The organism is Chitinimonas sp. JJ19, assembly GCF_036961565.1.
Classification (GTDB): domain Bacteria; phylum Pseudomonadota; class Gammaproteobacteria; order Burkholderiales; family Chitinimonadaceae; genus Chitinimonas.
On the sequence record NZ_JBAMDD010000006.1, the window covers coordinates 1 to 22,045 of the forward strand.

21 protein-coding genes and 1 tRNA gene are annotated in these 22,045 nt (G+C 61.5%); 4 read left to right on the forward strand and 18 right to left on the reverse strand.

The window, feature by feature from the left end; all coding sequences use genetic code 11:
* Positions 1-76: 76 nt before the first annotated feature.
* From V7714_RS08895 to rplU, 10 genes are all read right to left on the reverse strand, one after another.
* The gene (locus tag V7714_RS08895; protein ID WP_335709405.1) at positions 77-1,231 is read right to left on the reverse strand and encodes a THUMP domain-containing class I SAM-dependent RNA methyltransferase; all 1,155 of its coding nucleotides are present in this window, start codon (positions 1,229-1,231) and stop codon (positions 77-79) included.
* A gap of 23 nt (positions 1,232-1,254) precedes the next feature.
* Positions 1,255-1,608 carry an MmcQ/YjbR family DNA-binding protein gene (locus V7714_RS08900; RefSeq protein WP_335709406.1) on the reverse strand — a complete coding sequence of 118 codons (354 nt, stop codon included), beginning with the start codon at positions 1,606-1,608 and terminating at the stop codon, positions 1,255-1,257.
* Between the two features lie 32 nt (positions 1,609-1,640).
* Positions 1,641-4,454 (reverse strand): AAA family ATPase, encoded by a 2,814-nt coding sequence (locus V7714_RS08905; RefSeq protein WP_335709407.1) that lies wholly within the window; start codon positions 4,452-4,454, stop codon positions 1,641-1,643.
* Between the two features lie 21 nt (positions 4,455-4,475).
* Entirely contained in the window at positions 4,476-5,123 is a 648-nt protein-coding gene (locus tag V7714_RS08910) for a hypothetical protein (RefSeq protein ID WP_284195769.1), read from the reverse strand.
* A gap of 17 nt (positions 5,124-5,140) precedes the next feature.
* Positions 5,141-6,403: a hypothetical protein gene (locus V7714_RS08915; protein WP_335709408.1), complete on the reverse strand. Its 1,263-nt coding sequence runs from the start codon at positions 6,401-6,403 to the stop codon at positions 5,141-5,143.
* A complete protein-coding gene (locus V7714_RS08920; protein WP_335709409.1) occupies positions 6,400-7,155 on the reverse strand; it encodes a tRNA(His) guanylyltransferase Thg1 family protein in 756 nt (251 codons plus the stop codon). Before V7714_RS08920 ends, V7714_RS08915 begins: the two co-directional genes overlap by 4 nt.
* Positions 7,145-7,591, reverse strand: coding sequence for an AAA family ATPase (locus V7714_RS08925; protein ID WP_335709410.1), 447 nt, complete (start codon positions 7,589-7,591; stop codon positions 7,145-7,147). The genes V7714_RS08920 and V7714_RS08925 overlap by 11 nt, the downstream gene beginning before the upstream one ends.
* Positions 7,592-7,596: 5 nt before the next feature.
* Positions 7,597-8,721 carry a GTPase ObgE gene (obgE, locus tag V7714_RS08930; protein ID WP_335709411.1) on the reverse strand — a complete coding sequence of 375 codons (1,125 nt, stop codon included), beginning with the start codon at positions 8,719-8,721 and terminating at the stop codon, positions 7,597-7,599.
* Between the two features lie 148 nt (positions 8,722-8,869).
* Complete coding sequence (gene rpmA, locus V7714_RS08935) at positions 8,870-9,142, reverse strand: 50S ribosomal protein L27 (RefSeq protein WP_284195767.1); 273 nt, start codon at positions 9,140-9,142, stop codon at positions 8,870-8,872.
* A 16-nt stretch (positions 9,143-9,158) separates the two neighbouring features.
* Positions 9,159-9,470 (reverse strand): 50S ribosomal protein L21, encoded by a 312-nt coding sequence (gene rplU, locus V7714_RS08940; protein ID WP_184198959.1) that lies wholly within the window; start codon positions 9,468-9,470, stop codon positions 9,159-9,161.
* 208 nt (positions 9,471-9,678) lie between these two features.
* Here rplU and V7714_RS08945 point away from each other — a divergent pair, with 208 nt between their 5' ends.
* Both V7714_RS08945 and V7714_RS08950 read left to right on the forward strand, forming a co-directional pair.
* Positions 9,679-10,647: a polyprenyl synthetase family protein gene (locus tag V7714_RS08945; protein WP_335709412.1), complete on the forward strand. Its 969-nt coding sequence runs from the start codon at positions 9,679-9,681 to the stop codon at positions 10,645-10,647.
* A gap of 59 nt (positions 10,648-10,706) precedes the next feature.
* Positions 10,707-10,783, forward strand: a tRNA-Pro gene (locus V7714_RS08950).
* A 200-nt stretch (positions 10,784-10,983) separates the two neighbouring features.
* On the opposite strand, the gene gabD is transcribed toward V7714_RS08950, so the two are convergent.
* The 3 genes from gabD to V7714_RS08965 form a co-directional block, all read right to left on the reverse strand.
* A complete protein-coding gene (gene gabD / locus V7714_RS08955) occupies positions 10,984-12,438 on the reverse strand; it encodes an NADP-dependent succinate-semialdehyde dehydrogenase (RefSeq protein WP_335709413.1) in 1,455 nt (484 codons plus the stop codon).
* A gap of 81 nt (positions 12,439-12,519) precedes the next feature.
* Positions 12,520-13,788, reverse strand: coding sequence for a 4-aminobutyrate--2-oxoglutarate transaminase (locus V7714_RS08960; RefSeq protein WP_284195765.1), 1,269 nt, complete (start codon positions 13,786-13,788; stop codon positions 12,520-12,522).
* Between the two features lie 107 nt (positions 13,789-13,895).
* On the reverse strand, positions 13,896-14,435 hold the full coding sequence (locus tag V7714_RS08965) for a thioredoxin family protein (RefSeq protein ID WP_335709414.1): 540 nt from the start codon (positions 14,433-14,435) through the stop codon (positions 13,896-13,898).
* A 102-nt stretch (positions 14,436-14,537) separates the two neighbouring features.
* On the opposite strand from V7714_RS08965, the gene V7714_RS08970 reads away from it, so the two are divergent.
* Positions 14,538-15,263, forward strand: coding sequence for a 16S rRNA (uracil(1498)-N(3))-methyltransferase (locus V7714_RS08970; RefSeq protein ID WP_335709415.1), 726 nt, complete (start codon positions 14,538-14,540; stop codon positions 15,261-15,263).
* A gap of 21 nt (positions 15,264-15,284) precedes the next feature.
* Here V7714_RS08970 and V7714_RS08975 read toward each other — a convergent pair whose 3' ends face one another.
* The 5 genes from V7714_RS08975 to V7714_RS08995 form a co-directional block, all read right to left on the reverse strand.
* Complete coding sequence (locus tag V7714_RS08975; protein WP_335709416.1) at positions 15,285-16,178, reverse strand: DMT family transporter; 894 nt, start codon at positions 16,176-16,178, stop codon at positions 15,285-15,287.
* Positions 16,179-16,268: 90 nt separating this feature from the next.
* On the reverse strand, positions 16,269-16,802 hold the full coding sequence (locus V7714_RS08980; RefSeq protein WP_335709417.1) for a GNAT family N-acetyltransferase: 534 nt from the start codon (positions 16,800-16,802) through the stop codon (positions 16,269-16,271).
* Between the two features lie 131 nt (positions 16,803-16,933).
* The gene (gene ccsB, locus V7714_RS08985; RefSeq protein WP_335709418.1) at positions 16,934-18,094 is read right to left on the reverse strand and encodes a c-type cytochrome biogenesis protein CcsB; all 1,161 of its coding nucleotides are present in this window, start codon (positions 18,092-18,094) and stop codon (positions 16,934-16,936) included.
* Positions 18,087-20,120, reverse strand: coding sequence for a cytochrome c biogenesis protein ResB (locus tag V7714_RS08990; protein ID WP_335709419.1), 2,034 nt, complete (start codon positions 20,118-20,120; stop codon positions 18,087-18,089). Before V7714_RS08990 ends, ccsB begins: the two co-directional genes overlap by 8 nt.
* 224 nt (positions 20,121-20,344) lie before the next feature.
* Positions 20,345-20,968, reverse strand: a complete 624-nt coding sequence (locus V7714_RS08995) for a c-type cytochrome (RefSeq protein ID WP_284195758.1) — start codon at positions 20,966-20,968, stop codon at positions 20,345-20,347.
* 190 nt (positions 20,969-21,158) lie between these two features.
* On the opposite strand from V7714_RS08995, the gene yihA reads away from it, so the two are divergent.
* Positions 21,159-21,779 carry a ribosome biogenesis GTP-binding protein YihA/YsxC gene (gene yihA / locus V7714_RS09000; protein ID WP_335709420.1) on the forward strand — a complete coding sequence of 207 codons (621 nt, stop codon included), beginning with the start codon at positions 21,159-21,161 and terminating at the stop codon, positions 21,777-21,779.
* Positions 21,780-22,045 lie beyond the last annotated feature (266 nt).

The window sequence follows — 22,045 nt, forward strand, 5'->3', positions numbered from 1 at the left end:
AATTCAGTCAGGTCGGGCTGGCTGCCCTACATATCTATATATGTCATTCACTGGGCAGCTGCTGTGGACGGCGTGTTCAATCCTGCTTGCGATTGCTACCCGCCACCATGCGGTACTCAAACAAGCGGCATTCCAGGGCGCCATTGAATAGCACCGTGCGCTTGCTGGCAGAAAGCCGTATCAACTTGGCCAAGCGCAAGTCTGCCGTGAAGTAATACGCACGCCAGCCCGAGAAACGCTGTTTGAGCGCATGTCCCAGCATGGGGTAGAGCGCATCCAGCCAGGTCTGCTCTTCCAGTCGTATGCCATATGGTGGGTTACACACCATCACACCCTGCTCTGCGGGCGCACTGCGTTCCAGCGCATCAGCCTCTTCCAGCACCACGGCATCGCTCACGCCGGCCGAAGCCAGGTTGGCGCGTGCTGCCATCAACACATCCGGCGTATCGTCGCTGCCATAGATATGCGTCACTGCCTCCGGCTGCTCGGCCGCCAAGGCCGCTTGCTTGAGCTGGGCCCACAGCGCAGCATCAAACTGCTTGAGTCGGGCAAAGGCAAACTCACGCCAGCGGCCCGGCGCCATATGGCGCGCCATCATGGCAGCCTCTACAAGAAAGGTGCCGCTACCACACATGGGGTCCAGCAAAGGCTCATCCACTTTCCAGCCCGTCAGCCGCAATATGCCGGCGGCCAGGTTTTCGCGCAGCGGCGCGTCGCCCGTCTCCCGCCGATAGCCACGCTTGAACAGCGCCTCGCCACTGGTATCGAGATACAGCGTCATCTGTCGCTCAGTCAGAAAGACATGGATGCGCAGATCCGGGTTGGCTGTATCCACACTGGGGCGCTCGCCGCATTGGGCACGGAAGGCATCGCAAACGGCATCCTTGACCTTGAGGGCAATGAAATCCAGGCTCTTGAGCTTGCAACCCACACCGGTCACGGCCACCTTGATGGTGCGCTCCACCCCAAACAGCTCTGGCCACTCCAGCGCACGGGCAGCCTTATAGATATCGTCTTCGCTGCGGTAGGACTTGTCCACCAGCCGCCACAGGATGCGGCTGGCAATACGGCTATGCAGGTTGGCCCGGTACATCAGGGTCCAGTCGCCATGGAAAGCCACGCCGCCGTCGGTAGGGGCGATACCCAATGCACCCAGTTGCGCCAGCTCTTCAGCCAGCACGCCTTCCAGTCCGCGAGGGCAGGGGGCGAAATAATGGAAGACTTGTTTCATGTAGGGTGTCCGAAGGCTAGGGTTTACAGCGGCGGCAAGGCATTGCGCTGCTGCTTGGTTAGTTTGGCGCGCACCAGGCAGTATGACTGGCGCAGTAGATCCTGTAATACATCGGCGCCCAGGGTGGCGGGGCTATCCAGCCTAACCCAGTGGTGCCGTGCCAGATAAGGCGCGGGCTGGATGCCCGGCAGGTCAGTCAGCTCCAGAAAGCGCTCGTCGGCCACCTTGAAGGACAAGCCGGTCGATAGGGCGGGATTGGCGCACTGCACGCAGAACATCTTGCCGCCCACCGACCACACCTGATCGACCTGCCATTTGATATCGCCTGTGGCGCCTGGCAGGCTGGCACAGAAGGCAGCTACCTCATCATGCGTCACGTCCGTCCTCCCATACCATCCACCAAGGGGTGTCACCGCCCCCGTGCGGTATCAAGCCGGCGACGGGTCTGGGTAATCATAGGAGCCCAGCGCTCGCTCGGCCGCTTCTTGTAGGTGCACAAGGTCAGCTCACTCGGCGCAAAGGCATTCAGGTTGTGGGTCAACGGCGTCGTGATCAAATACTGCGCCTGGGTAGCCTTGAGGAAAGCCCCCACCTTGTCGATATTCAGCACATCCAGGTGGGCGAAGGGCTCATCGATAAAGACAAAGCCCGAGGGGTTGGACTCATCCATCATCAGGCCTATCAGCAGTATCAAGGATTTCATCACCTGCTGGCCACCCGAGGCCTCGCCATCGTTCAGGCCCATCAGGCCCTTCTGGTCAAAATCGAAGCGCACGGTCAGGCCGGCATTGGCCAGCGCCGCATCATCATTCTCCAGATGGGGTGGGTCTACCTCTACCGAGATACCGGACAACTCACCCAGCCTGCGGATATTCTGGCTATAAGCACGCACGGTGGCGCGCAGCTTGTTGATGTAGGCGCCACGGGCATCGTCGGTCAACTCCCGCGCGCGGGCCACCTCGCGGCCTCGGCTTTCCGTCTCACCCAGCAGGGCGGCGTAGTCCTGCTCTATTTTTTCACGCAGCTCCAGCACGCTGGCATCCCGCTCCCAATCACCGTGCTCCATGCGCTCCTGCTGCCGATGTATCTCGTGGCGGACAGCCTGCACCGAGCCCCATTCCTCCTTCAGCGCGGGCAAGCCCGACTTGCTGACGCCCGCCGCCTCCAGCGCCTCGCTCAACTGGCGGGCCTCTTCGATCTGGCGTGTCTGCTCGGCCTGTCGTACCTGCACCTGATTAAGCAGCTCGCTAACTTGGCGCGCCAGGCCATCACGCACATCGCGCACACGCTGCTCCTGCAGCCTGGCTTCCATGGCCAGCTTGCGGGTGCTTTCCTGCTCGGCCTGCTTGCTGGCCAGCTCACCACCCAAGCGCTGGGCTTCGGCCTGCAGGCCGGGTAATACCTGCTCGGCAGCAGCAAACTCATCCTGTCGGGCAGCCAGTTGCTGTATGGCGTCCATGCCGGCCAGCTGCAGCTGCAGGCTGGCAATCTGCCGCCCCACCTCCACGGCCTCACCCTCCCACACCAGCACCTGCTGGTTCAGCTCAAACAAACGACGGCTTACTTCATCCAGCCGCGATTTGCGGGCCGCCTCACCAAAGGCATGGTCGCGCACATCCACGCCAATAAAGCGGGCGCCCCGACGCTCCTTGTGAAAGCCCTCACGGGTAATCCAGTCGCCCTGCACACCCGCGCCAGCTTCCACCGACTTGACCCGCTGCACATTGTTGAGCTGGCGGGTTAGCCAGGCCGGCGCATCTGCCTTGAGCGCAATGATTTCCAGCACCGAGCCCGGCACCGCCTTGGGCGCCGCCTCGCAATCGGGCACGATAAAGTGCCGATACTGCAAACGCTGGCCAATCTGGAATGCCGCCTGCTTATCCGACTCCCGCCCCAGCAACACCAGGTGACGGTACGGTGCCAGCATGGCCTCCACTGCGGTCTGCCAGCTGTTGTCACGCACCTCCACGATATCGGTCAGCAACTGGTGGGGAATACCGGCCTCATCCAAGGCTGCCCGCATCTCACGGACAAAACGCTCCGCCGGCTGGCGCCCCTGCTGCAAGGCAAACTGCAGCTCGGACAACTGCTGGCGCTCATCCTTGGCGGCCTTCACCTTGCCGTCCAGTTCCGCTTTGTGGCCACGCAGCTTACCCAGCTGGTCAGCCAACTCCACCGCATCGGCACCCGATTCCGACTCGGCCAGGGCCTTGAGCTTGTCTCGCTGGCTCAACACTTTCTCGGCATCACGGGCATCAGCCCCCACTCGCTGGAAGGGCTCCCACAATGCCTTGTATGCTGCATCGGCAGCCTGCTCAGCCGACTGCATGGTCGCCACATCCGCCTCCAGCCTGCGCGCCTCGGCATCGCTGCGCGCCAATTCATCCTCGCGCACCTTCAAGGCCCGACGCACCCCCTTGTACTGGTGGATATAGCCCCACATGGAATCCCACGATTCCAGATAGCGCAAACCGGGCAAGACATTCTTCTCCAGCTCCGCGACTTCACGCTGCATGCCTTGCCATTCCAGATAGCGGTTGGCACGACCCTTCATCTGCTCGACCTTGGCACCCAAGCCGTCCAGCTGCCGGGTCAGCTCGGCCAGTTCCTGCTCGGCCTCTTTCTGCTCAGTCTTGGCCTGCTGGTAGTTGTCCAGCACCTGCTTGTCGCCAAAAACCTGGAACACCAGGTCCAGCAAAGCCTTGGGGCTGTACTCGCACAGCTTGTCGGTATCCCCCTGCTCCAGCGCCAGCACCTCGGCAATGGCGCGGGTCAACCCGGCCTTTTCCAGGTCCATTTTGTATTCGCGCACACCGCGCCACTCCAGCAACGGCTCGGTGTCGGCATCCAGCTCAACCTCGCCCGGCATGATGGCGTACTGGCGCAGCCAGTCACCCCCTTGTTTCTTCACCCGGCAGAACAAGGTCACCTTGTCATTGGTAATGGGGAAGAATGGGTAGGGGAACAGATCGCCGTTATCGCGCCGGGGATTGTCCACCACCCCACGCAGCCAGGCCGTCGGCTCGGTGTTGTTGCGGACATAGCGCTTATAGTCGCGCCGGCCGGAGCACGGCAAGGCCAGCAGGGTACGCAAGGCATCCAGCAAGGTGGTCTTGCCGGAACCATTCGGGCCCACGATGGTAACGATCTGGGCATCCAAGGGGATTTCTATGCTCTGCCAGAAATCCCAGTGGCGCATCTCAAGCTTGCGGAATTGAAACATCGTGACGGGTTGTCCTGGTAATTACTCGGGGGCCGCGTCGGCTGCGCGACGCTTGAGCACTTCGCCCAGCGCGCCTTCGATCACGCGGGGGGCCAGGCTGGCATAGTCCAGCATCAGGTCCAGCAGCGGCCCCTCCAGGATCACCTTGTTGCGGCGCTCGATAAAACCCAGCCGGGCCAGCTGGCCAAGGTTGGTATTCATACGGGTCTTGCCGCCCAGCTTTTCGCGGAAATCGGCATACAGCGCATCCTCTGGTATGCCGACCGAGACATCCTCGCCCTGCGCCAGTGGCTTCTCCGCCCCGAACATATCGCTCTGCCCCTCGCGTTCCTTCTCGGCTCGGGCAATCTGGCGCTCACGCTTGGGCAAAATGATGCGAGCCCACAGCACCACCAGCAGGGCAATCGCATCACGCGGCAACCCCATATTGTTGGATAGCCAGGTGTCGCCATCGCCAAATACAAAGGCATTCATATCCTCAGCCAGGGCAACAGCCAGATACTCGGCATAGGGATTTTCCAGCAACACCAGGCCCACCTCGGCCAGCCGGTGATCCAGGCTGCGGCGAAAATCCTCATCCACCAGCGCGCGTCGCGCCAGCGGGTCGTTGCGGGGAATGAATCGGTGCGCGATCAAGCGGGCACTGAGGATGGACAGGGCGTTATCCATGTCTTGCGTCCTGTTCGTCAGTTGGTCGGCCGCAGCTCGCCACGCGAGATGCTGGCCACTTCGGGATGGTCCACTGCCACCACCTCGCCGCTGGCGCGCAGCGACAGCGGCAGCTTGACGATATCACCCACCACGCTGGCATCCAGCTCGGCTTCGGCATCGCCCAGGAGCGAAAGCAGGGAGAGACGGTAGGCCGTCTCGGTATAGGTATCGGCCAGCGCCACCGACTGGATATCGGACGGCCCCCCCAGCTGTGCCAGCAAGGCATGCAGCGCCTCAGCCTCGAACAACCGTTCGGCTTCGGGCGCGGCCACGCCGGGCGCAGCGCGCTTGTCCGGCAGGGCAGCCGTGCTGGCCAGCATGCGTTCACGTTCCACCAGCTCGAACTCAGCGATATCCACCATCTCCGGCCCCGTCAGAAAGGACGGTTGCGGCGCATAGTGCAGCATGCCGCTGGCAAGGCCGACCAGCTCAGCCTGGCTGGCCGTACGCAACCATTCACCGATATCGCTGGAAGTCAGCCCCGACTGCCCCAGGTGCACGCGCTGCGACTGCAGTTGATTCAGGCGACGCTGGAAGCTGCCCGTCAAGCGCAGCAGCCGCGACTGCGCCATGGCGATGGACTGCGCCTGATCCAGGGTCCGACGCGACAAGGTTTCGTCAGACAGCAGGGTATGCATGACTTCCGTCCCCTTCTGCACCCAGCGGAACACCGCCTCCAGGCGCTGCTGTGCCTTGCGTATCTGGTATTCTGATTGCGATTCCAGCGCCTCCTCAAAGGCCCGGTGCAATTCATTGAGCCGGGCCAGCAAATGCTGCAAGGTCTCGCCAGAAACCCGCCCCAGCTGCTGCTGGCCGGCCGCCTGGGCTGTCAGGTAGCCCAGCTCGGCATCCTCGTCGGCAAACGCCAGCAAGGTAGACAAGGCCGACAAAGCCACCCGCCCCGCCTCGGCTATCTGGTACAGGCCTTCATCGCCATCCCACAGCAGCAGGCCATTCTGGCGCAAGCGGGTCAGCACGGTATCGAGCTTTACCGGGTTCACATAGGCAAAATGCGCCTGTAGCTGCTGCGGCGACCAACGCGGCTCATGCCCCCGGGCACCTATCTCGCGCAGCACCAGCAGGCGCACCAGCACCTGCTCCTCATTGCCATGGAACAACGTGATAAAAGCATTGAGCAATTCGCGCGCACGCAGCAACTCCGCCAAGGGTGGCAGATCCATGGGATTGATGTTGCTGGCGAAGAAGTCGCTGAGCGACGATTCTGGTGCCGCACTCACATCAATCGCTCCGCAATGAACTCACGGTATTGCTCGCGCATGGGCAATTCCATATCTACCTTCAACTGCCTGCGCATAGTCTTCGTTGCCACCCCAGTCTTAGGATTGAAGCCCTGCTTCTCGCACATATGCCAATAGAAGCCAATACCGCGCTTTTGCCACAAAGGCAGATCATTGAAATTCACGCCATGCTGGAACAGCAGCTCGTTCTTCTCCGCGACAGCAAGCCGCGCCAACCTCGTGGCCGCAACATCAGGCGCCAGGCCAGTTTTGCGCAACGTCCAGTAGCAATGGGCATTCAGGGCATTACGCGCGGCATCCTCATTGCGCCATGCAAAGTAGTCCGCCACCAGCGCAGGTGTCGGCAGCTGACAAATACGGCTATCAAACGCCGCCATCCCTCCAAGTAGCAAGCTGAAGCACGCACTAGCCTCACCCGCGAGAAGGGAATTCCACTTACGCTCCTTGCGATTGAAAGCATCTTCATCCAGATGGAACAGCAGTGAGATCTCGTCGCTCTGCGTGTAGCCGTAAACCACGTTGAATCCGCACTGCATCAAATGCTGCACCGTATGCACCATCATGTCGCGAAAGCGGGGATCGTAAGGCGCCTCGAACTTATGCACATCCTTGGTCAGTCGGGTAAAGCCCCTCCCATCAATTCGGGCAACGATATGGATACCTGGGAGTACACACACATCATGCGCAGTTTCAAACACGCGCATCCTGTGATCCAGCTCGTCAAATCGCATCGCTCAGGGCCTCCACAACAAATTCGTCATTCTGGAGGCTGACGGAAAATAGCGCATCAAACCCTTCCTGATGAGTGGGTCGCTCCAGCCGTGCAAAAAAGTCCTTCAGGCCCACATCAGGTATGCGCGCCTTACCCAGCCGCTGTGCGTTGCGGGCCTGACAAACCTCAAAAGCATCAGGGAAGAAATAGCCATGCACCGCATAGCCCGCCGCCTTGAACTGACCGAGATACCGGGCGCGATCAGCAGCGGTGGGATTGGTATTGTCGATCACCACCGGCTGCTTGGCCGCTATACAAGCGGCTAGCAGCAAGGCCTCCCGATGACGGGTGCGCAACATGTCGAGATTCAGCCGCAAGTGACTATTGAACAATCTTTCCTTGCAAAAGCTCGACTTGCCACTGGCCTGCGGTCCAATCAGTACAATGGCTTGCATAGAAATCAGGACTTGGTCGGATCGTAAGGCTCGTGCAATGCCTCAGCCTCGGTCGGCGCGGCATCCACCCGTTGCGGGCGGGTCGCTTCCAGATAGTCCATGATGGCCCAGGTCAGTTGTTGCGTACCTTCGCCGGTCAGGCCGGAGATGGTAAACAGCCGACGCGCCAACGGGTCCAGCGGGCCCATCGGATCATAAGCATCACGCGGCCAGCCGAAGCCTGCCAGGAAAGACTCGATGCGCGCCTCGCGCTCGCCTTCCGGCACCATGTCCAGCTTGTTCAGCACCAACCAGCGCGGCTTGTTGTACAGCTCCTCGTCATACTTGCGCAGCTCCTCGACAATCGCCTGTGCTTCGCGCACCGGGTCGGTCTCTTCGCTGAAGGGCGCCAGGTCCACGATATGCAGCAGGATGCCGGTACGCGACAGATGCTTGAGGAAGCGGTGGCCCAGGCCTGCGCCTTCGGCCGCACCTTCGATCAGGCCAGGTATGTCGGCAATCACGAAGCTACGGTTATGGTCGATACGCACCACGCCCAGATTGGGCGCCAGTGTGGTGAAGGGATAGTCCGCCACCTTGGGCCGCGCAGCCGAGACCGAACGGATAAAGGTCGACTTGCCGGCATTGGGCATGCCCAGCAGGCCCACATCGGCCAGCACCTTCAGCTCCAGCCTGAACTCGCGCTGCTCGCCCTCTTCACCATGGGTGAACTTGCGCGGCGCGCGGTTGGTGGAGGTCTTGAAGTGCAGGTTACCCAAACCGCCCTTGCCGCCCTTGGCGATCAAAACCTGCTGACCGTCATGGGTCAGATCGGCGACGATCTCGCCGGTCAGGTTGTCGCTGATGACGGTACCTACCGGCATGCGCAGGAAGATATCGTCCGCCCCCTTGCCGTAGCAGTCGGCGCCACGGCCGTTCTCACCGTGCTTGGCACGGTACTGCTTCACAAAGCGGTAATCGACCAGGGTGTTGATATCCTTGTCGGCCACAGCCCAGATGCTGCCGCCTTTGCCACCGTCGCCGCCGTCGGGGCCGCCACGCGGCACAAACTTCTCGCGCCGCATACTGGCCGAGCCATTGCCGCCTTTGCCAGCGATCACTTCAATGCGGGCTTCGTCGATAAATTTCATGGGCAGGCGATTCCTAGTGGTTGGGCCTTGGCCTGGGTTGCCAGCAGGGCGGGCAACATGGGGTGCAAACGAAAAAGCCCTATCTTATTGAGATAGGGCTTCAATTTTAAGCGAAACGCCCGCCGGGCGCCTCGCTTACCGGCAAGGCTTAGGCCTCGACGCCGGTGTAGGGCTCGACCACAACGGTCTTGCGCTTCAGCGCGCCCTTGACCACGAACTTGACGTAACCGTCGACCTTGGCGAACAAGGTGTGATCCTTGCCCATGCCGACGTTATCGCCTGCGTGGAAACGGGTGCCGCGCTGACGGATGATGATCGAACCCGCAGGGATCAATTCACCACCGTAAACCTTGGTACCCAGTCGTTTCGACTCTGAGTCGCGGCCGTTACGCGAACTGCCGCCAGCTTTTTTATGTGCCATGTTTCAGACTCCTTGCTTACTTGACGATGGCGTCGATGCGAATTTCAGTGAAATTCTGACGATGACCTTGGCGCTTCTGGTAGTGCTTACGGCGACGCATCTTGAAGATGCGAACCTTTTCGCCACGACCGTGGGCTACGACAGTAGCCTTGACCGTTGCGCCAGCAACCAGGGGGGTGCCAACCGAAACCGCTTCACCGTCCACCACCATCAGTACTTCTTCAAGCACGATTTGGGCGTCGATGTCGGCGGCAATCTGTTCTACTTTCAATTTTTCGCCGATGGCAACTTTGTACTGCTTGCCACCGGTTTTTACGACCGCGTACATAGACTGGGCTCCTAAATAGTAACTCCCCGCGCAGGACGCAGGGAGCCGCGCAATATACGCAAGCCAGCGATTTTGGTCAAGTATTCATTGACTTGCGGTGCCTATACCAGCATCGCAGCCACACCCCCGGCCGCACTAGGGCCAACGCCCCGCCCCCCGCTCGGCTATAATCGCCGGGTTTTGGTATCCGCCGGCAGTACAGCCCATCGTGTCCATAGAATTCGTCAAATCCGTCATCGCTGCCGATATGCAGGCGGTGGATCAGATCATCCGCGAGCGCCTGCATTCCGAGGTCATCCTGGTGCGCCAGGTCGCCGAGTACATCGTCTCCTCCGGCGGCAAGCGCCTGCGCCCGGCCTTGGCCCTGCTGTCTGCCGGCGCCCTGGGCTACCAAGGGCAGCACCATCGCGAACTGGCTGCCGTGGTGGAGTTCATCCATACCGCCACGCTCTTGCACGACGATGTCGTCGATGAATCCAGCCTGCGCCGCGGCCGCGACACCGCCAACGCCCTGTTCGGCAATGCCGCCAGCGTGCTGGTGGGCGACTTCCTGTACTCGCGCGCCTTCCAGATGATGGTCAGCGTCAACGACATGCGGGTGATGCAGGTACTGGCTGACGCCACCAATGTCATCGCCGAGGGCGAGGTACTGCAGCTGATGAATATCGGCGATGCCGATCTCGACGAAGCCGCCTACCTCAAGGTCATCCGCTACAAGACCGCCAAGCTGTTCGAGGCCGCCGCACGCCTGGGCGCCTTGCTGGCCAAGTCGGACGCCGCCACCGAGGACGCCATGGCACGCTATGGCATGCACCTGGGCACCGCCTTCCAGATAGTCGATGACGTGCTCGACTACTCGGGCGACGCGGGCGAAATCGGCAAGAACCTGGGTGACGACCTGGCCGAAGGCAAGTGCACCCTGCCGCTGATCCACACCATGCGCCTGGGCACCGCCGAACAGGCCGAGGTAGTCCGTACCGCCATCATCCACGCCCAACGCGACAACTTCCCCGCCGTACTGGCAGCCGTACAAGGCAGTGGCGCACTGGCAGCCACCATGCTGGCCGCACGTGCCGAGGCCGCGCTGGCACTGGAAGCCATCGCCAGCCTGAGCGACAACCCCGCCACCCAGGCACTGCGCGCATTGGCCGACGTGGCCGTGGAACGCAGCAACTGATTGCCTGCCGGCCAGGCCTTTACAGACCGCGCCTGCATCGCCATAATGCGCGACTCACTCGGGGTGTAGCTTAGCCTGGTAGAGCGCTACGTTCGGGACGTAGAGGCCGGAGGTTCGAATCCTCTCACCCCGACCAGGTATCAAAAAAGCCGATGCGCTCGCATCGGCTTTTTTATTTTGTATCCCACCCCCAAGCCACCCCTGCTCGCCCTCAAACACCCGATTCGGGTAAAAGCAAAAAAAATCCCGCCGACCCAAGGGCCACTGGCGGGAAGAGGAGGAGGAAATGGTTCGTACTACAAATCTAGTACGATTGAACAAATCTTAGACTGAAAATTAAATTCCTGCAAGGCAGAGATATTTCACTTCCAGGTAATCTTCCATACCGTGGCGGGAGCCCTCACGCCCCAGACCGGATTGCTTGACGCCGCCAAACGGCGCCACCTCGGTCGAGATCAGGCCGGCATTGGCGCCAACCATGCCATACTCCAGCGCCTCGGCCACCCGGAAAACCCGGCCCAGATCGCGCGAATAGAAGTAGGCTGCCAAGCCAAATTCGGTATCGTTGGCCCGTTCGATCACCTCTTGTTCAGTCTCGAATTTGAACAGCGGCGCCAGCGGGCCAAAGGTCTCCTCGCGGGCAACCTTCATATCGGCCGTCACATGGCTGACGATGGTGGGCTCAAAGAAACTCTGGCCCAATGCATGGCGCTTACCGCCCACCACCAGCTTGCCGCCCTTGGCCAGCGCATCAGCAATATGCTCTTCTACCTTCTCCACCGCCTTCATGTCTATCATGGGCCCTTGCGTCACACCGGCCTCCAGACCATTGCCGACCTTGAGCTTGGCCACGGCTGCCGCCAGCTTCTCGGCAAATGCCTCATACACACCGGCCTGCACATACAGGCGGTTGGCGCAAACGCAGGTCTGGCCGGCATTGCGATACTTGGAAGCAATCGCCCCCTCCACCGCCGCATCCAGATCAGCATCGTCAAACACGATGAACGGCGCGTTGCCACCCAGCTCCAGCGACACCTTCTTGATGGTAGGGGCACAGGCGGCCATCAGCTCGCGGCCGATTTCGGTCGAGCCGGTAAAGCTCAGCTTGCGCACAATGGGGCTGGCCGTCATCTCGCCACCTATTTCCTTGGCCGAACCGGTCAGCACGCTGAATACCCCGGCCGGAATACCGGCCCTATGGGCCAGCTCCGCCATGGCCAGGGCCGATAGTGGTGTCTGGGTCGCCGGCTTGATCACCATGGGGCAGCCCGCCGCCAAGGCAGGGCCGGCCTTGCGGGTAATCATGGCCGAGGGAAAGTTCCACGGTGTCACCGCAGCCGTCACGCCTATGGGTTGCTTGATCGCCAACAGGCGCTTGTCCGCCCAGGGCGAGGGAATGGTCTCACCGTAGACGCGCTTGGCCTCCTCGGCAAACCACTCGAAGAATGACGCTGCATAAGCAATCTCGCCCTTGGCCTCAGCCAGCGGCTTGCCCTGCTCGGTCGTCAGTATCACGGCCAGGTCATCCTGGTTGGCCAGCATCAGGTCGTACAGTTTGCGCAGCAGGGTGGAGCGCTCCTTGGCACTCTTGGCCCTCCAGGCCGGCCAGGCGCGCTCTGCCGCCTCGATGGCGCGGCGGGTCTCGGCCGTTCCCATCTTGGGCACATGCGCAATGATCTCGCCGGTGGCCGGATTGTTCACGGCGATCTTCTCGCCGGAGTCCGCATCCAGCCATTGGCCGTCGATATAACACTGCTGCTTGAGCAGGCTCGGGTCTTTCAGGTTCAGCATGTCGATCTCCAACGCAAGATGGCACGAAGGCCCCTCGGGGCTCGCCCGGGGGCCTTCGCGTTCCGGACTACGGGGGAAAGCTTAGGCCTTGAGTGCCGCTTCCAGCACGGTCAATGCTTCGGCAAAGGTGTCGTCCTCAATGGTGATGGGCGCCAGGAAGCGGATCACGTTCGAGTACACGCCACAGGTCAGCAGGATCAGCCCCCGCTTCATGGCTTCGGTCTGGACCTTCTTGGCAAAGTCCGCATCAGGCTCGTCGCTGCCAGCCTTGTTGAACTCCACCGCCACCATAAAGCCCAGGCCGCGCACATCGGCAATCTGCGGCACGGCAGACTTGAGGCTGTTGAGCTTCTCCATCAGCGCAGCACCCAGGCGCTGGGCGCGCTCATTCAGCTTCTCTTCTGCAATCACCTCAAGCACCGCCAGCGCAGCTGTCACCGCCAGCGGGTTGCCCGCATAGGTGCCGCCCAGGCCGCCGGGTGCAGGCGCATCCATCAGATCGGCGCGGCCGGTCACGGCCGACAGGGGGAAGCCGCCAGCCAGGCTCTTGGCCATGGTCATCAGGTCGGCCTTGACCGCGTGGTGCTCCATGGCGAAGGTCTTGCCGGTACGGGCAAAACCGGTCTGTATTTCGTCGGCTATCAGCAGGATGCCGTGCTCGTCGCAGATCTTGCGCAGCTCAACCATGAACTCAGTAGGAGCGACATAGAAGCCGCCCTCGCCCTGCACCGGCTCCAGAATGATGGCGGCCACGCGCTTGGGATCGATATCGGCCTTGAACAGGGTCTGCAGGGCCTTGATCGAGTCAGCCGAGGTCACACCATGCAGCGGCACCGGGAAGGGGGCATGGTACACATCTGCCGGCATGGGGCCGAAGTTCAGCTTGTAGGGATTGACCTTGCCGGTCAACGCCATACCCATCATGGTGCGGCCATGGAAGGCGCCGGAGAAGGCAATCACACCGCTGCGGCCGGTGGCGGCGCGGGCGATCTTGATGGCGTTTTCCACGGCCTCGGCACCGCTGGTGAAGAAGGCCGTCTTCTTGGGGCCGTGCACCGGCACGATCTCGTTCAGCTTTTCAGCCAGCTTTACATAGCTCTCATAGGGCACAACCTGATAGCAGGTGTGGCTATAGGCATCCACCTGCGCCTTCACGGCGGCCGTGATCTTGGGATGGCGGTGGCCGGTGTTCAGCACGGCGATACCGGCGGCAAAATCAATGAAGCGGCGGCCTTCCACATCCCAGATCAGGCTGTTCTCGGCGCGCTCGATAAAGAAATCCCCCAGCACACCGACGCCACGGGGCGTAGCAGCGAGTCGACGAGCGTGGAGATCAGCATTCTTGGACATGATGGAATTCCTTGTGGCACAGGGGTGACGTGATGCGAATTTAATCATAAGCGGTGAATAAATTCACCACTCACGATGAATTTATTCATCGCTGCGCCGCAACATCGTCACCGCCATTTGATCGCGCAACCTATGCTGGGCTTCTGCTCCAGCGGCCCATCCCCCATCATGGCAACCTGCTTCATGGCCTCGAACAGTTCCCGCTGGGCGCCATGCGCGGCATGCCTGCCCGAGGCATCGAAGCGGCCACGGTACTGCAGCATCAGCTCGCTGTTGTAGCCAAAGAAATCCGGCGTGCACACCGCCCCAAATGCCCGCGCCACCGCCTGGCTCTCGTCATACAGGTAGGGAAAGCCAAAGCCATAGGCCCGGGCATAGGCCTTCATATGCTCAAAGTCGTCTTCCGGGTACTGGGCAGGGTCGTTGGCACTGATGGCCACGCTCTTGATACCGTAGCTCTCCAGCTCACGGCAGGTTTCCACCAGCGCCTCGCGTATGGCCTTGACGTAAGGGCAATGGTTGCAGATGAACATCACCAGCAAGCCATTGTGCCCGCGTAACTCACTCAGGCCATGGTTGCGTCCGTCCACGCCAGGCAGGGTGAAATCAGGGGCCGGCAGGCCCAGCTGGACAAGGGGAGCGGTCACACTGGCCATGGCTGCACGATCCGGAGTTGGGTAACCATGATTATAGGTGGCCCGCGCGGCTGGCATAATCCCTAACTCAACCTCTAGCGACAAGACTGCCTCATGCCCCGTATCTACCTCGATATGCCGCTTGCCAGTGGCCAGCAATTCAATCTGCCCGAACAGGCCGCCCGCCATGTACAAGTGTTGCGCCTGCAGCCGGGTGAGCCGCTGACGCTGTTCAATGGTCAAAGCGGCGAATTCGAAGCCGAGGTCGTCGAAATGGGTAAGCGCCATGTCACCGTAGCCGTCGGCCAGCATCAGGCAGATGAGCGGGAATCGCCGTTGCAGCTGACCCTGGTGCAGGCGCTGTCGGCGGCCGAACGTATGGATTACACCGTGCAAAAAGCCACCGAGCTGGGCGTGAACTGCATACAGGTCGTGCAGTCGGCCTATTGCAGCTACAAGCTGGCGCAGGACAGGGTGGAAAAGCGCCTATTGCACTGGCAGGGTGTGGCCGAATCTGCCGCCGAGCAATGCGGCCGCACCCGTGTGCCGCAAATCCTGCCGCCGGTCAGGCTGGACAGCTGGCTGGCCCAGGCACCGGCCGCCGATCTCAAACTGCTGCTATCGCCCACAGGTGCCCGGCAATGGCATGAACTGCCGCCACAGGCCGGCAGCGTCCAGGTGCTCATCGGGCCCGAAGGCGGCTTTTCGGGCGACGAGGACAATATGGCCATCGCCGCAGGCTACACACCGCTGATACTGGGACCTCGGCTATTCCGTACCGAGACGGTGGCGCCGGTGATCGCCGCCCTGCTGCAAGCACGCTATGGCGACTTCCAATAGCCGCGCTCCCACAGGCGGCGCCTATTCGGCCTCGCGGACCATGCGCTCAGCCCACAGCTTCCACAGTGGCAGCTGATGCACCAGCAAGCCGACCACAATCAGGGCCGTGCCCGTCAGCAGGCCGGCCGACACCGCTTCGTCATTGGCCACATGGCCCAGCCACAGGGCGGTTACCGGGGTGATCAGGGTGATCAGCGCCACATGGGCGGTAGGCAGCCGCTGTATCAGCAAAAAGTACAGGCTCATGGCCAGCACCGACCCCACCAGCGCCAAATAGACCACCGCCCCCCATTGCTTCAGGCCCGCCGCTGCCGGCCACTGTCCATCCAATAGCCACCAGCCGGCCAGTGTCAGCAGCGCACTGACCGTCAAGGCGCCCGTTGCGGTCGCCAAGGGTGGCGTATCCGCGCCGTGGCGCTTGGTCAGCACCGCGCCCAGTGCCTGCAGCACATTGCCCATCAGGCCACCGGCTATGCCCCAGTGTGCCTCCGGCCCCAGGCTCACCCGGTCGCGGAAGATACACCACAGGCCAGCCAGACCCAGCAACATGCCCAACACCTGCCCACGGCCAGGGCGCTCACCAATGATGAGGCTGGCAAACAAGGCCGTGATCAAGGGCGAGAGGCCGAACAGCACGGCCATCAGGCCAGAGGAGATATAGCGGGCGCCAAAATAGGTGCAGGCCATGCTGGACGCCATGGCCACGCCGGCAATCAGATAGGTGCGGCGCGAGGCCCCATCCAGCGGCAAAGGCTGGCGCCAGACCAGCATCAGCAACCCCGCCGCCAGCGCACCCAGGGCCATGCGGCCGGCCAGTGCGGCGGTGAAGGACATGCCCGCCACCGACCAGTTGATGGCCAGGGCCGTGGTGGACCAGACGGTGACAACACCGAGATAGGCGAGGGAAGTCGGCATGGCTAGCCCAAGGCTCCGTTAGGGACGGCGGCGCTTGCCGCAACAGCCTGCAAGCACCCGAAGGCTGGGCTTATACCACAGCACGCAGGACTAGCAGCACCCCAGCGCCATGACAGGCAGCGGCTTTTCCAGCACGACAGTGTCAGCCAGAAAACCATGCTCCCGCTTGCGCTCGCCGGTTTCGACAAAGCCCAACTTGCGCCAGAAGGCAAATGCAGGAGTATTGCTGGCGATGATGCTGATGCGCAGGGTACTGATGCGTGGCCAGCGCAGTACCAGTTGCTCCAGCTCGGCAAACACCCTACGCCCCAGCCCGCGCCCCTGCCAGCGCTCGGACAGCAACAGCAGCTTGATCATGGCCTGATCCGGATAAGGCCAGCCCCGTAGGATGGTGGCCATACCGACCAGTTCTTCACCTAACCACACCCCCAAGGTGTGTTGCTCGCCCAGGCTCTTGCCGGGCGGCAGGTCACTGCCATCAAACCAGGCCGCCACCGCTTCGCGGCCAGGAGAGCGCTTGCCCTCGGTCAGCTGCCAATAGCCGGGCGCCATGCAGGCAAGCTGATAGACGGCCTCCAGTTGCGCCGGCGAGGGTACGACTATGCGTTCCAATCGAAAATCCAAGCGTCCCTCCCCCGAAAAGGCAAACGACCAGTACATGGACTGGTCGTTTATTAGAATTCGGTAATCTTACCCAATCCAGCATGCCGCGTCGAATATATCGAAACGCTTATTTTCTTGACGGTAGCCCTCGCCTACAGCGTGCCGTAGGAATGCAGACCCGACAGGAACATATTCACCCCCAGGAAGGCAAAGGTCGTCACCAGCAGGCCAACCACCGACCACCAGGCCAATATATCGCCCCGCCAGCCCTTGACCAGGCGCACATGCAGCCAGGCAGCGTAGTTAAGCCACACGATCAGTGCCCAGGTCTCCTTCGGGTCCCAGCTCCAATAACCGCCCCAGGCATCCGCCGCCCACATGGCCCCCAGGATGGTGGCGATGGTGAAGAACAGAAAGCCTACTGCGATGGCCTTGTACATCACTTCGCCCAGGGTCTCGTAGCTGGGCAGATGCGACGTCAGTATGCCGCGCGAGGCCAGCAATTGCGCCACCCCCAGCATGGCAGCCATGGCAAAGGCGCCATAGCCGACAAAGTTGGCCGGCACATGGATCTTCATCCACCACGACTGCAGCGCCGGGATCAGCGGCTGTATCTCGTGCGCCTGGCGGTCAAAGGTGTACCAGAGGATGAAGCCCACCGCGGCCGAGATGATTAGCAGCACAAATGCCCCCATGCGCCGCGTGGCAAAGCGCTGCTCGTAATAGAGGTACATCATGGCGGTGATGAAACAGAACATGATGAAGACTTCGTACAGGTTGGACACCGGTACGTGGCCTACGTCCGGGCCGATCAGATAACCTTCGTACCAGCGCACGAAGAACCACACCACGGCGGCACCAGCCGCTGCCCAGGTCAGGCCCGAGGCGATGGCATCGGCCGTATTCGAGCGGCGCAGCAAACCCACCCAGTAGATCGCGGTAGCCAGGAAGAACAGCACGCACATCCACATGGCGGCCGACTGACTGGCCAGCACATACTTGAGCCAGAACGCCGTCTGACCCTGGCTGAGGTCGTCGCCATACAGGGCTATCCCTCCCAGCGCCAGCAGGCCCGCCAGCGGAAAGAACAGCCGCACCGGCTTCCAGAACCAGCCCAGCGCCACCAGCGACAGCGCGCTGCCCGCCAGGATGGCGTGCTCATAGACATCCATTGCCGCGTGATAACGTTGGAACACCACCCCGGCCACCGCCAGGATGAACAAGGCATACAGATGGTCGCTCAGCTTGAGTCCGCGCCAGAAAGGCGCATTGCCCGCCTGCGGCAGGGTGGTCGCGTAGCCTGGATTAGTCATGGTGTTCTTCCTTGTGCGTGCCGGCCAGGCTGCTCAGGGCAGCGCTGTGCGCAGCAAATTCCTGCTCGGTCTGGGCGTCACGGCGGTTGCTGCTGAAAGCCAGCAGCAGGCGGCCTTCCTGTGCCCACACCCAGATTCGGTTCTCGCGTATGTAAAACATGCAGAATATGCCCAGAACCAGCAGCAGACTACCCAGGTAGACCAATGGCTGGCCTGGGCTGCGGGTAACCTGAAAGCCGCTGGACTTGCGCTCCTCAAAGCCTACTGGCTGCAGATAGAAGCCGTGGCCGTAATCAAAGCTGGCCGATACCGCCACCAGGCTATCCATCAGGAAGCGATAATAACTGTCGCTGAACTCCACCGGAGCCAGGCCCGCACGCTGGCGCGACAAATCCGCCGCATCCAGCACCGCGCCTTGCAGCAGCTTGATATAGGTCTGGCCTACCGCCTCCTGCTTGTCCTTGGGCACCCGCTCATCCAGAAAACTTTGCAAGGCGGTAAAGCCGCCATCGGCAAAGCGCTGCAGCACCCACACCAGGCTTTGCTCGAACTCCTTGCGATAGGCAGGGCTGATGGCACCATCGCGTTCGGCCTTGGCCGCCGTCCGGCGGGCGATTTCTGGCCAGGCCGCCTGGTCGTGCAGCACGGCGCTGATCTGCATGAAGCCTTGCGGGCTGAACTCAGCATCCAGCGGTATCCGCACAAACGCAAACGGGGCCGCCACCGTACGCCGCATGCCACTCATCAGGTAGAAACGCCCACCGTCCTCAAATGGCGACAGGTAGTTCAGGTATTCCACCGCCTGGCCCTGGGCATCGCGCACCTTGAACTGTATCGATGGCCCGACATTCTTGACCTTCTTGTCAGCCTTGACCTGACGGGCATCCTGCATGCGGCGGCCAAAGTCCGATATCTCCGGCTCGGCCTCCAGGTTCTCGATATTGAAGGGCCGCAGCTCACCGAACTCCAAGGTCAGCGGCTGGCTGCCCCAGCGGAAAGTCTGGCTGGCCAAGGACACAGCTGCCAACTCCTGTGGCTTGGGCGCGGCGCCCAACCAGTCCCACACGGCCAGCTTCAGCGGCGAGCCGCCATCGCCAAAACTGGATTGGTAGATGGCCACGCCATCGACGATCAAGGGGTGATTGACCTTGACCGTCCCCTTGGTAACCGTGCCGCTGGCCTTGCTGGTCACCTCGATATCACTGGCAAACAACTTGGGTTGGCCGGTGCTGTAGTGCTCGACATGAAACTTGTTGAGCTTGATCGAGAAGGGCAGCTCCTGCACGTAATAGCCGGGTCCAGCATTCAGCCAGGCCACATCCCGCGTCTCTCCCTCGGGCATATCTATCACCCCACGGAACGACAGATTGCTGGGGGTCAGCTTGCTTTTCTCGCCTATTTCGCTCACTGGCACCGTATTGCGGGTTTCTACCTCCTTGATGCCCAGCAGACTCTGCACCTTGAGGGGCAGGTTGCCATCCAGCAGGCCGCCTATGCAGATCACCACGATGGCCGCATGGGCGAACAGATAGCCCAGGCGCTGCAGGCTGCCTTTCTTGGCAGCCAGCATGACACCCTCGTCACGCACCACCCGCTTGTGCCGGTAACCCTGGGCCGTCAGCCACTGCTCGGCCTGGGTCAGTGCGCCTTCCACGGGCAGCTGCAACGCTATCTCCTGCTGATGCGCCATGGCGCGCAAGGATTTCAGCGCAGCCTGTTCCCGATAGGAGCGGATATCGCGCAGGATACCCGGCAGGTGGCGATAGATGCACAGCGAGGTCGAGCCCACCAGAAAGCCCAGCATGATGATGAACCAGCCGGCATGGTAGACATCGTAAAGACCCAGCCACTCGAATGGACGGAACCAGAAATCACCGAACTCGACGGCGTAGCTGGTATAGGGCTGGTTCTGCTGCAGCACGGTGCCGATGATGGAGGCAATGGCAAGCAGGGTAAGCAGGCTGATGGCAAAGCGCATGGAGCTGAGCAGCTCGTACAGCGCACGGCCGAAAGAAAGACGACGCACGGCGATTCTCGACTAGTAGGGGACAACCCCGTTGCCCCACCGGTTGACACCAGCGGAGAGAGGCCCAGCCACGAGGGGGCACAATCTTGCGCCCGCTCGACCAGCACCGTTTAAACACACCAAAGGGGTGGCCAGGCCACCCCTTGGGCTATGCAGGCGGAAAAAGTTCCCGCCGCCATGATGAAGCCGCCACCCGAACCCGCCGTGGCAGCCCTGGGCCAGCTTTAACGCAGGCCGGCGATATACTCGGCCACAGCCTTCATCTCGGCATCCGACAACTTGGCAGCGATAGGCTGCATGATGCCGTTCTTGCGATCGGTATTGGCCTTGTAGCTGTTCAGCGAACTCACCACATAGGCAGCATGCTGGCCACCCAGGCGTGGATACTGCACGGGTATGCCAGCACCGTTGGGGCCGTGGCAGGCCATGCAGGCCGGCACACCTGTTGCGGCGATACCACCGGTGTAGATCTTCTTGCCTGCCGCCATCAAGGCCTTGTCGGTACCAGCACGCTCCTTGGGCTTCTGCTCACCGTAGTAGGCTGCCAGGTTGCGCATGTCGTCATCGGTCAGGGTTGCCACCTGCCCCAGCATGATGGGGTTCTTGCGCTCGCCCTTCTTGAAGGCGCTCAGCTGGGCATACAGGAACTCGGGATGCTGACCCGCCAAGCTAGGGTTGGCACTGGCAGCGCTATTGCCATCCAAACCGTGGCAAGCAGCACACACTTTTTCGACGATAGCCTTGCCCTTGGCCGGGTCGGCCTTGGGCGCAACCGCCGCAGGGGCACCAGCGGCAACCGCATAAGAGGCCATACAACCGAACAGAACAGCCAGCACGCTACGCTTCATAGCAACAACTCCTTGATGACGAGGTGAGCGGCGAGTCGCTCGTTTTTACTTGTTCTAACCGGGGCGTAGGGTGCGAATAAAACTGGATGGGGAAGCATCCATACGCCAAGGCATTGATTCAAACCTGATATTCTATCCGAACCTTGAGGCGCCGCCAAAGTTGGCCGCCCTAAACAAAAAAGTTTAACTCATGTCGCTGTTTCGCCAACTCCGTTTCCACACCACCGTCAACGATCTGCACATGCTGCCAGGCGGCGGCATCGAGGTCGCTTTTGCGGGCCGCTCCAACGCCGGCAAGTCCAGCGCCATCAATACCCTGGCCGATCACAACCGGCTAGCGTTTGTGTCGAAAACGCCAGGGCGCACCCAGCACATCAACTATTTCGACTTCGGCCAGGGCCGCTTTCTGGTCGACTTGCCAGGTTACGGCTACGCCCAGGTGCCCGAACCCATACGCGCCCACTGGGAACACCTGCTGGGCCAGTACCTGGCCACCCGCCCCAACCTGATTGGCCTGGTATTGCTGATGGATGCGCGCCATCCACTCAAGCCGCTGGACGAACGGATGCTGGACTGGTTCATCCCCACCGGCCGCCCCGTGCACGCACTGCTTACCAAGGCCGACAAGCTGACCAAGCAGGAACAGGCCAAGACCCTGAGCGCCGTGCGCGACAAGTTGGCGGCCTGGCCGCAGTGCACCGTGCAGCTGTTCTCCAGCCTCAAGAAAACCGGCATCGAGGAGGCTGAAAACGTGGTGGGTGGCTGGTTTGCCGCCGCCCAGGCAGAGGCAGAAGACCACTCGGGAACTTAATCGGGCAGACGCCGCTCTCACCGCACAGGTGTTATGCGCGCCTCCCGCTTTCCCTCCCTGAGCGGGTGCCCGACCAACGAGCGTCGGGCTTTTCAACCCCGGCCTTCTCCCCTTTGGCCGGGGTTTTTTATTACCCGTTTTGACTTTTTTTTAAGCAAAAGCGCATTGGAACTTGCTCTCGTCATAGAGGTTTGACGCTTCTTGTGCTATGTTTGACTTCGCCGTAATGGTGCATAAGCTCATTACAAAGCGGGTACAACAGGAGA

Excerpts from the sequence above, each read along its gene's own strand:
- V7714_RS08960 (WP_284195765.1), bottom strand. The coding sequence starts at position 13,788 with ATGTCCAAGAATGCTGATCTCCACGCTCGTCGACTCGCTGCTACGCCC.
- V7714_RS08995 (WP_284195758.1), bottom strand. The coding sequence starts at position 20,968 with ATGAAGCGTAGCGTGCTGGCTGTTCTGTTCGGTTGTATGGCCTCTTAT.
- V7714_RS08925 (WP_335709410.1), bottom strand. The coding sequence starts at position 7,591 with ATGCAAGCCATTGTACTGATTGGACCGCAGGCCAGTGGCAAGTCGAGC.
- rplU (WP_184198959.1), bottom strand. The coding sequence starts at position 9,470 with ATGTACGCGGTCGTAAAAACCGGTGGCAAGCAGTACAAAGTTGCCATC.
- yihA (WP_335709420.1), top strand. The coding sequence starts at position 21,159 with ATGTCGCTGTTTCGCCAACTCCGTTTCCACACCACCGTCAACGATCTG.
- V7714_RS08895 (WP_335709405.1), bottom strand. The coding sequence starts at position 1,231 with ATGAAACAAGTCTTCCATTATTTCGCCCCCTGCCCTCGCGGACTGGAA.
- ccsB (WP_335709418.1), bottom strand. The coding sequence starts at position 18,094 with ATGACTAATCCAGGCTACGCGACCACCCTGCCGCAGGCGGGCAATGCG.
- V7714_RS08905 (WP_335709407.1), bottom strand. The coding sequence starts at position 4,454 with ATGTTTCAATTCCGCAAGCTTGAGATGCGCCACTGGGATTTCTGGCAG.
- V7714_RS08970 (WP_335709415.1), top strand. The coding sequence starts at position 14,538 with ATGCCCCGTATCTACCTCGATATGCCGCTTGCCAGTGGCCAGCAATTC.
- rpmA (WP_284195767.1), bottom strand. The coding sequence starts at position 9,142 with ATGGCACATAAAAAAGCTGGCGGCAGTTCGCGTAACGGCCGCGACTCA.
- V7714_RS08975 (WP_335709416.1), bottom strand. The coding sequence starts at position 16,178 with ATGCCGACTTCCCTCGCCTATCTCGGTGTTGTCACCGTCTGGTCCACC.
- gabD (WP_335709413.1), bottom strand. The coding sequence starts at position 12,438 with ATGCTGAACCTGAAAGACCCGAGCCTGCTCAAGCAGCAGTGTTATATC.
- obgE (WP_335709411.1), bottom strand. The coding sequence starts at position 8,721 with ATGAAATTTATCGACGAAGCCCGCATTGAAGTGATCGCTGGCAAAGGC.
- V7714_RS08910 (WP_284195769.1), bottom strand. The coding sequence starts at position 5,123 with ATGGATAACGCCCTGTCCATCCTCAGTGCCCGCTTGATCGCGCACCGA.
- V7714_RS08920 (WP_335709409.1), bottom strand. The coding sequence starts at position 7,155 with ATGCGATTTGACGAGCTGGATCACAGGATGCGCGTGTTTGAAACTGCG.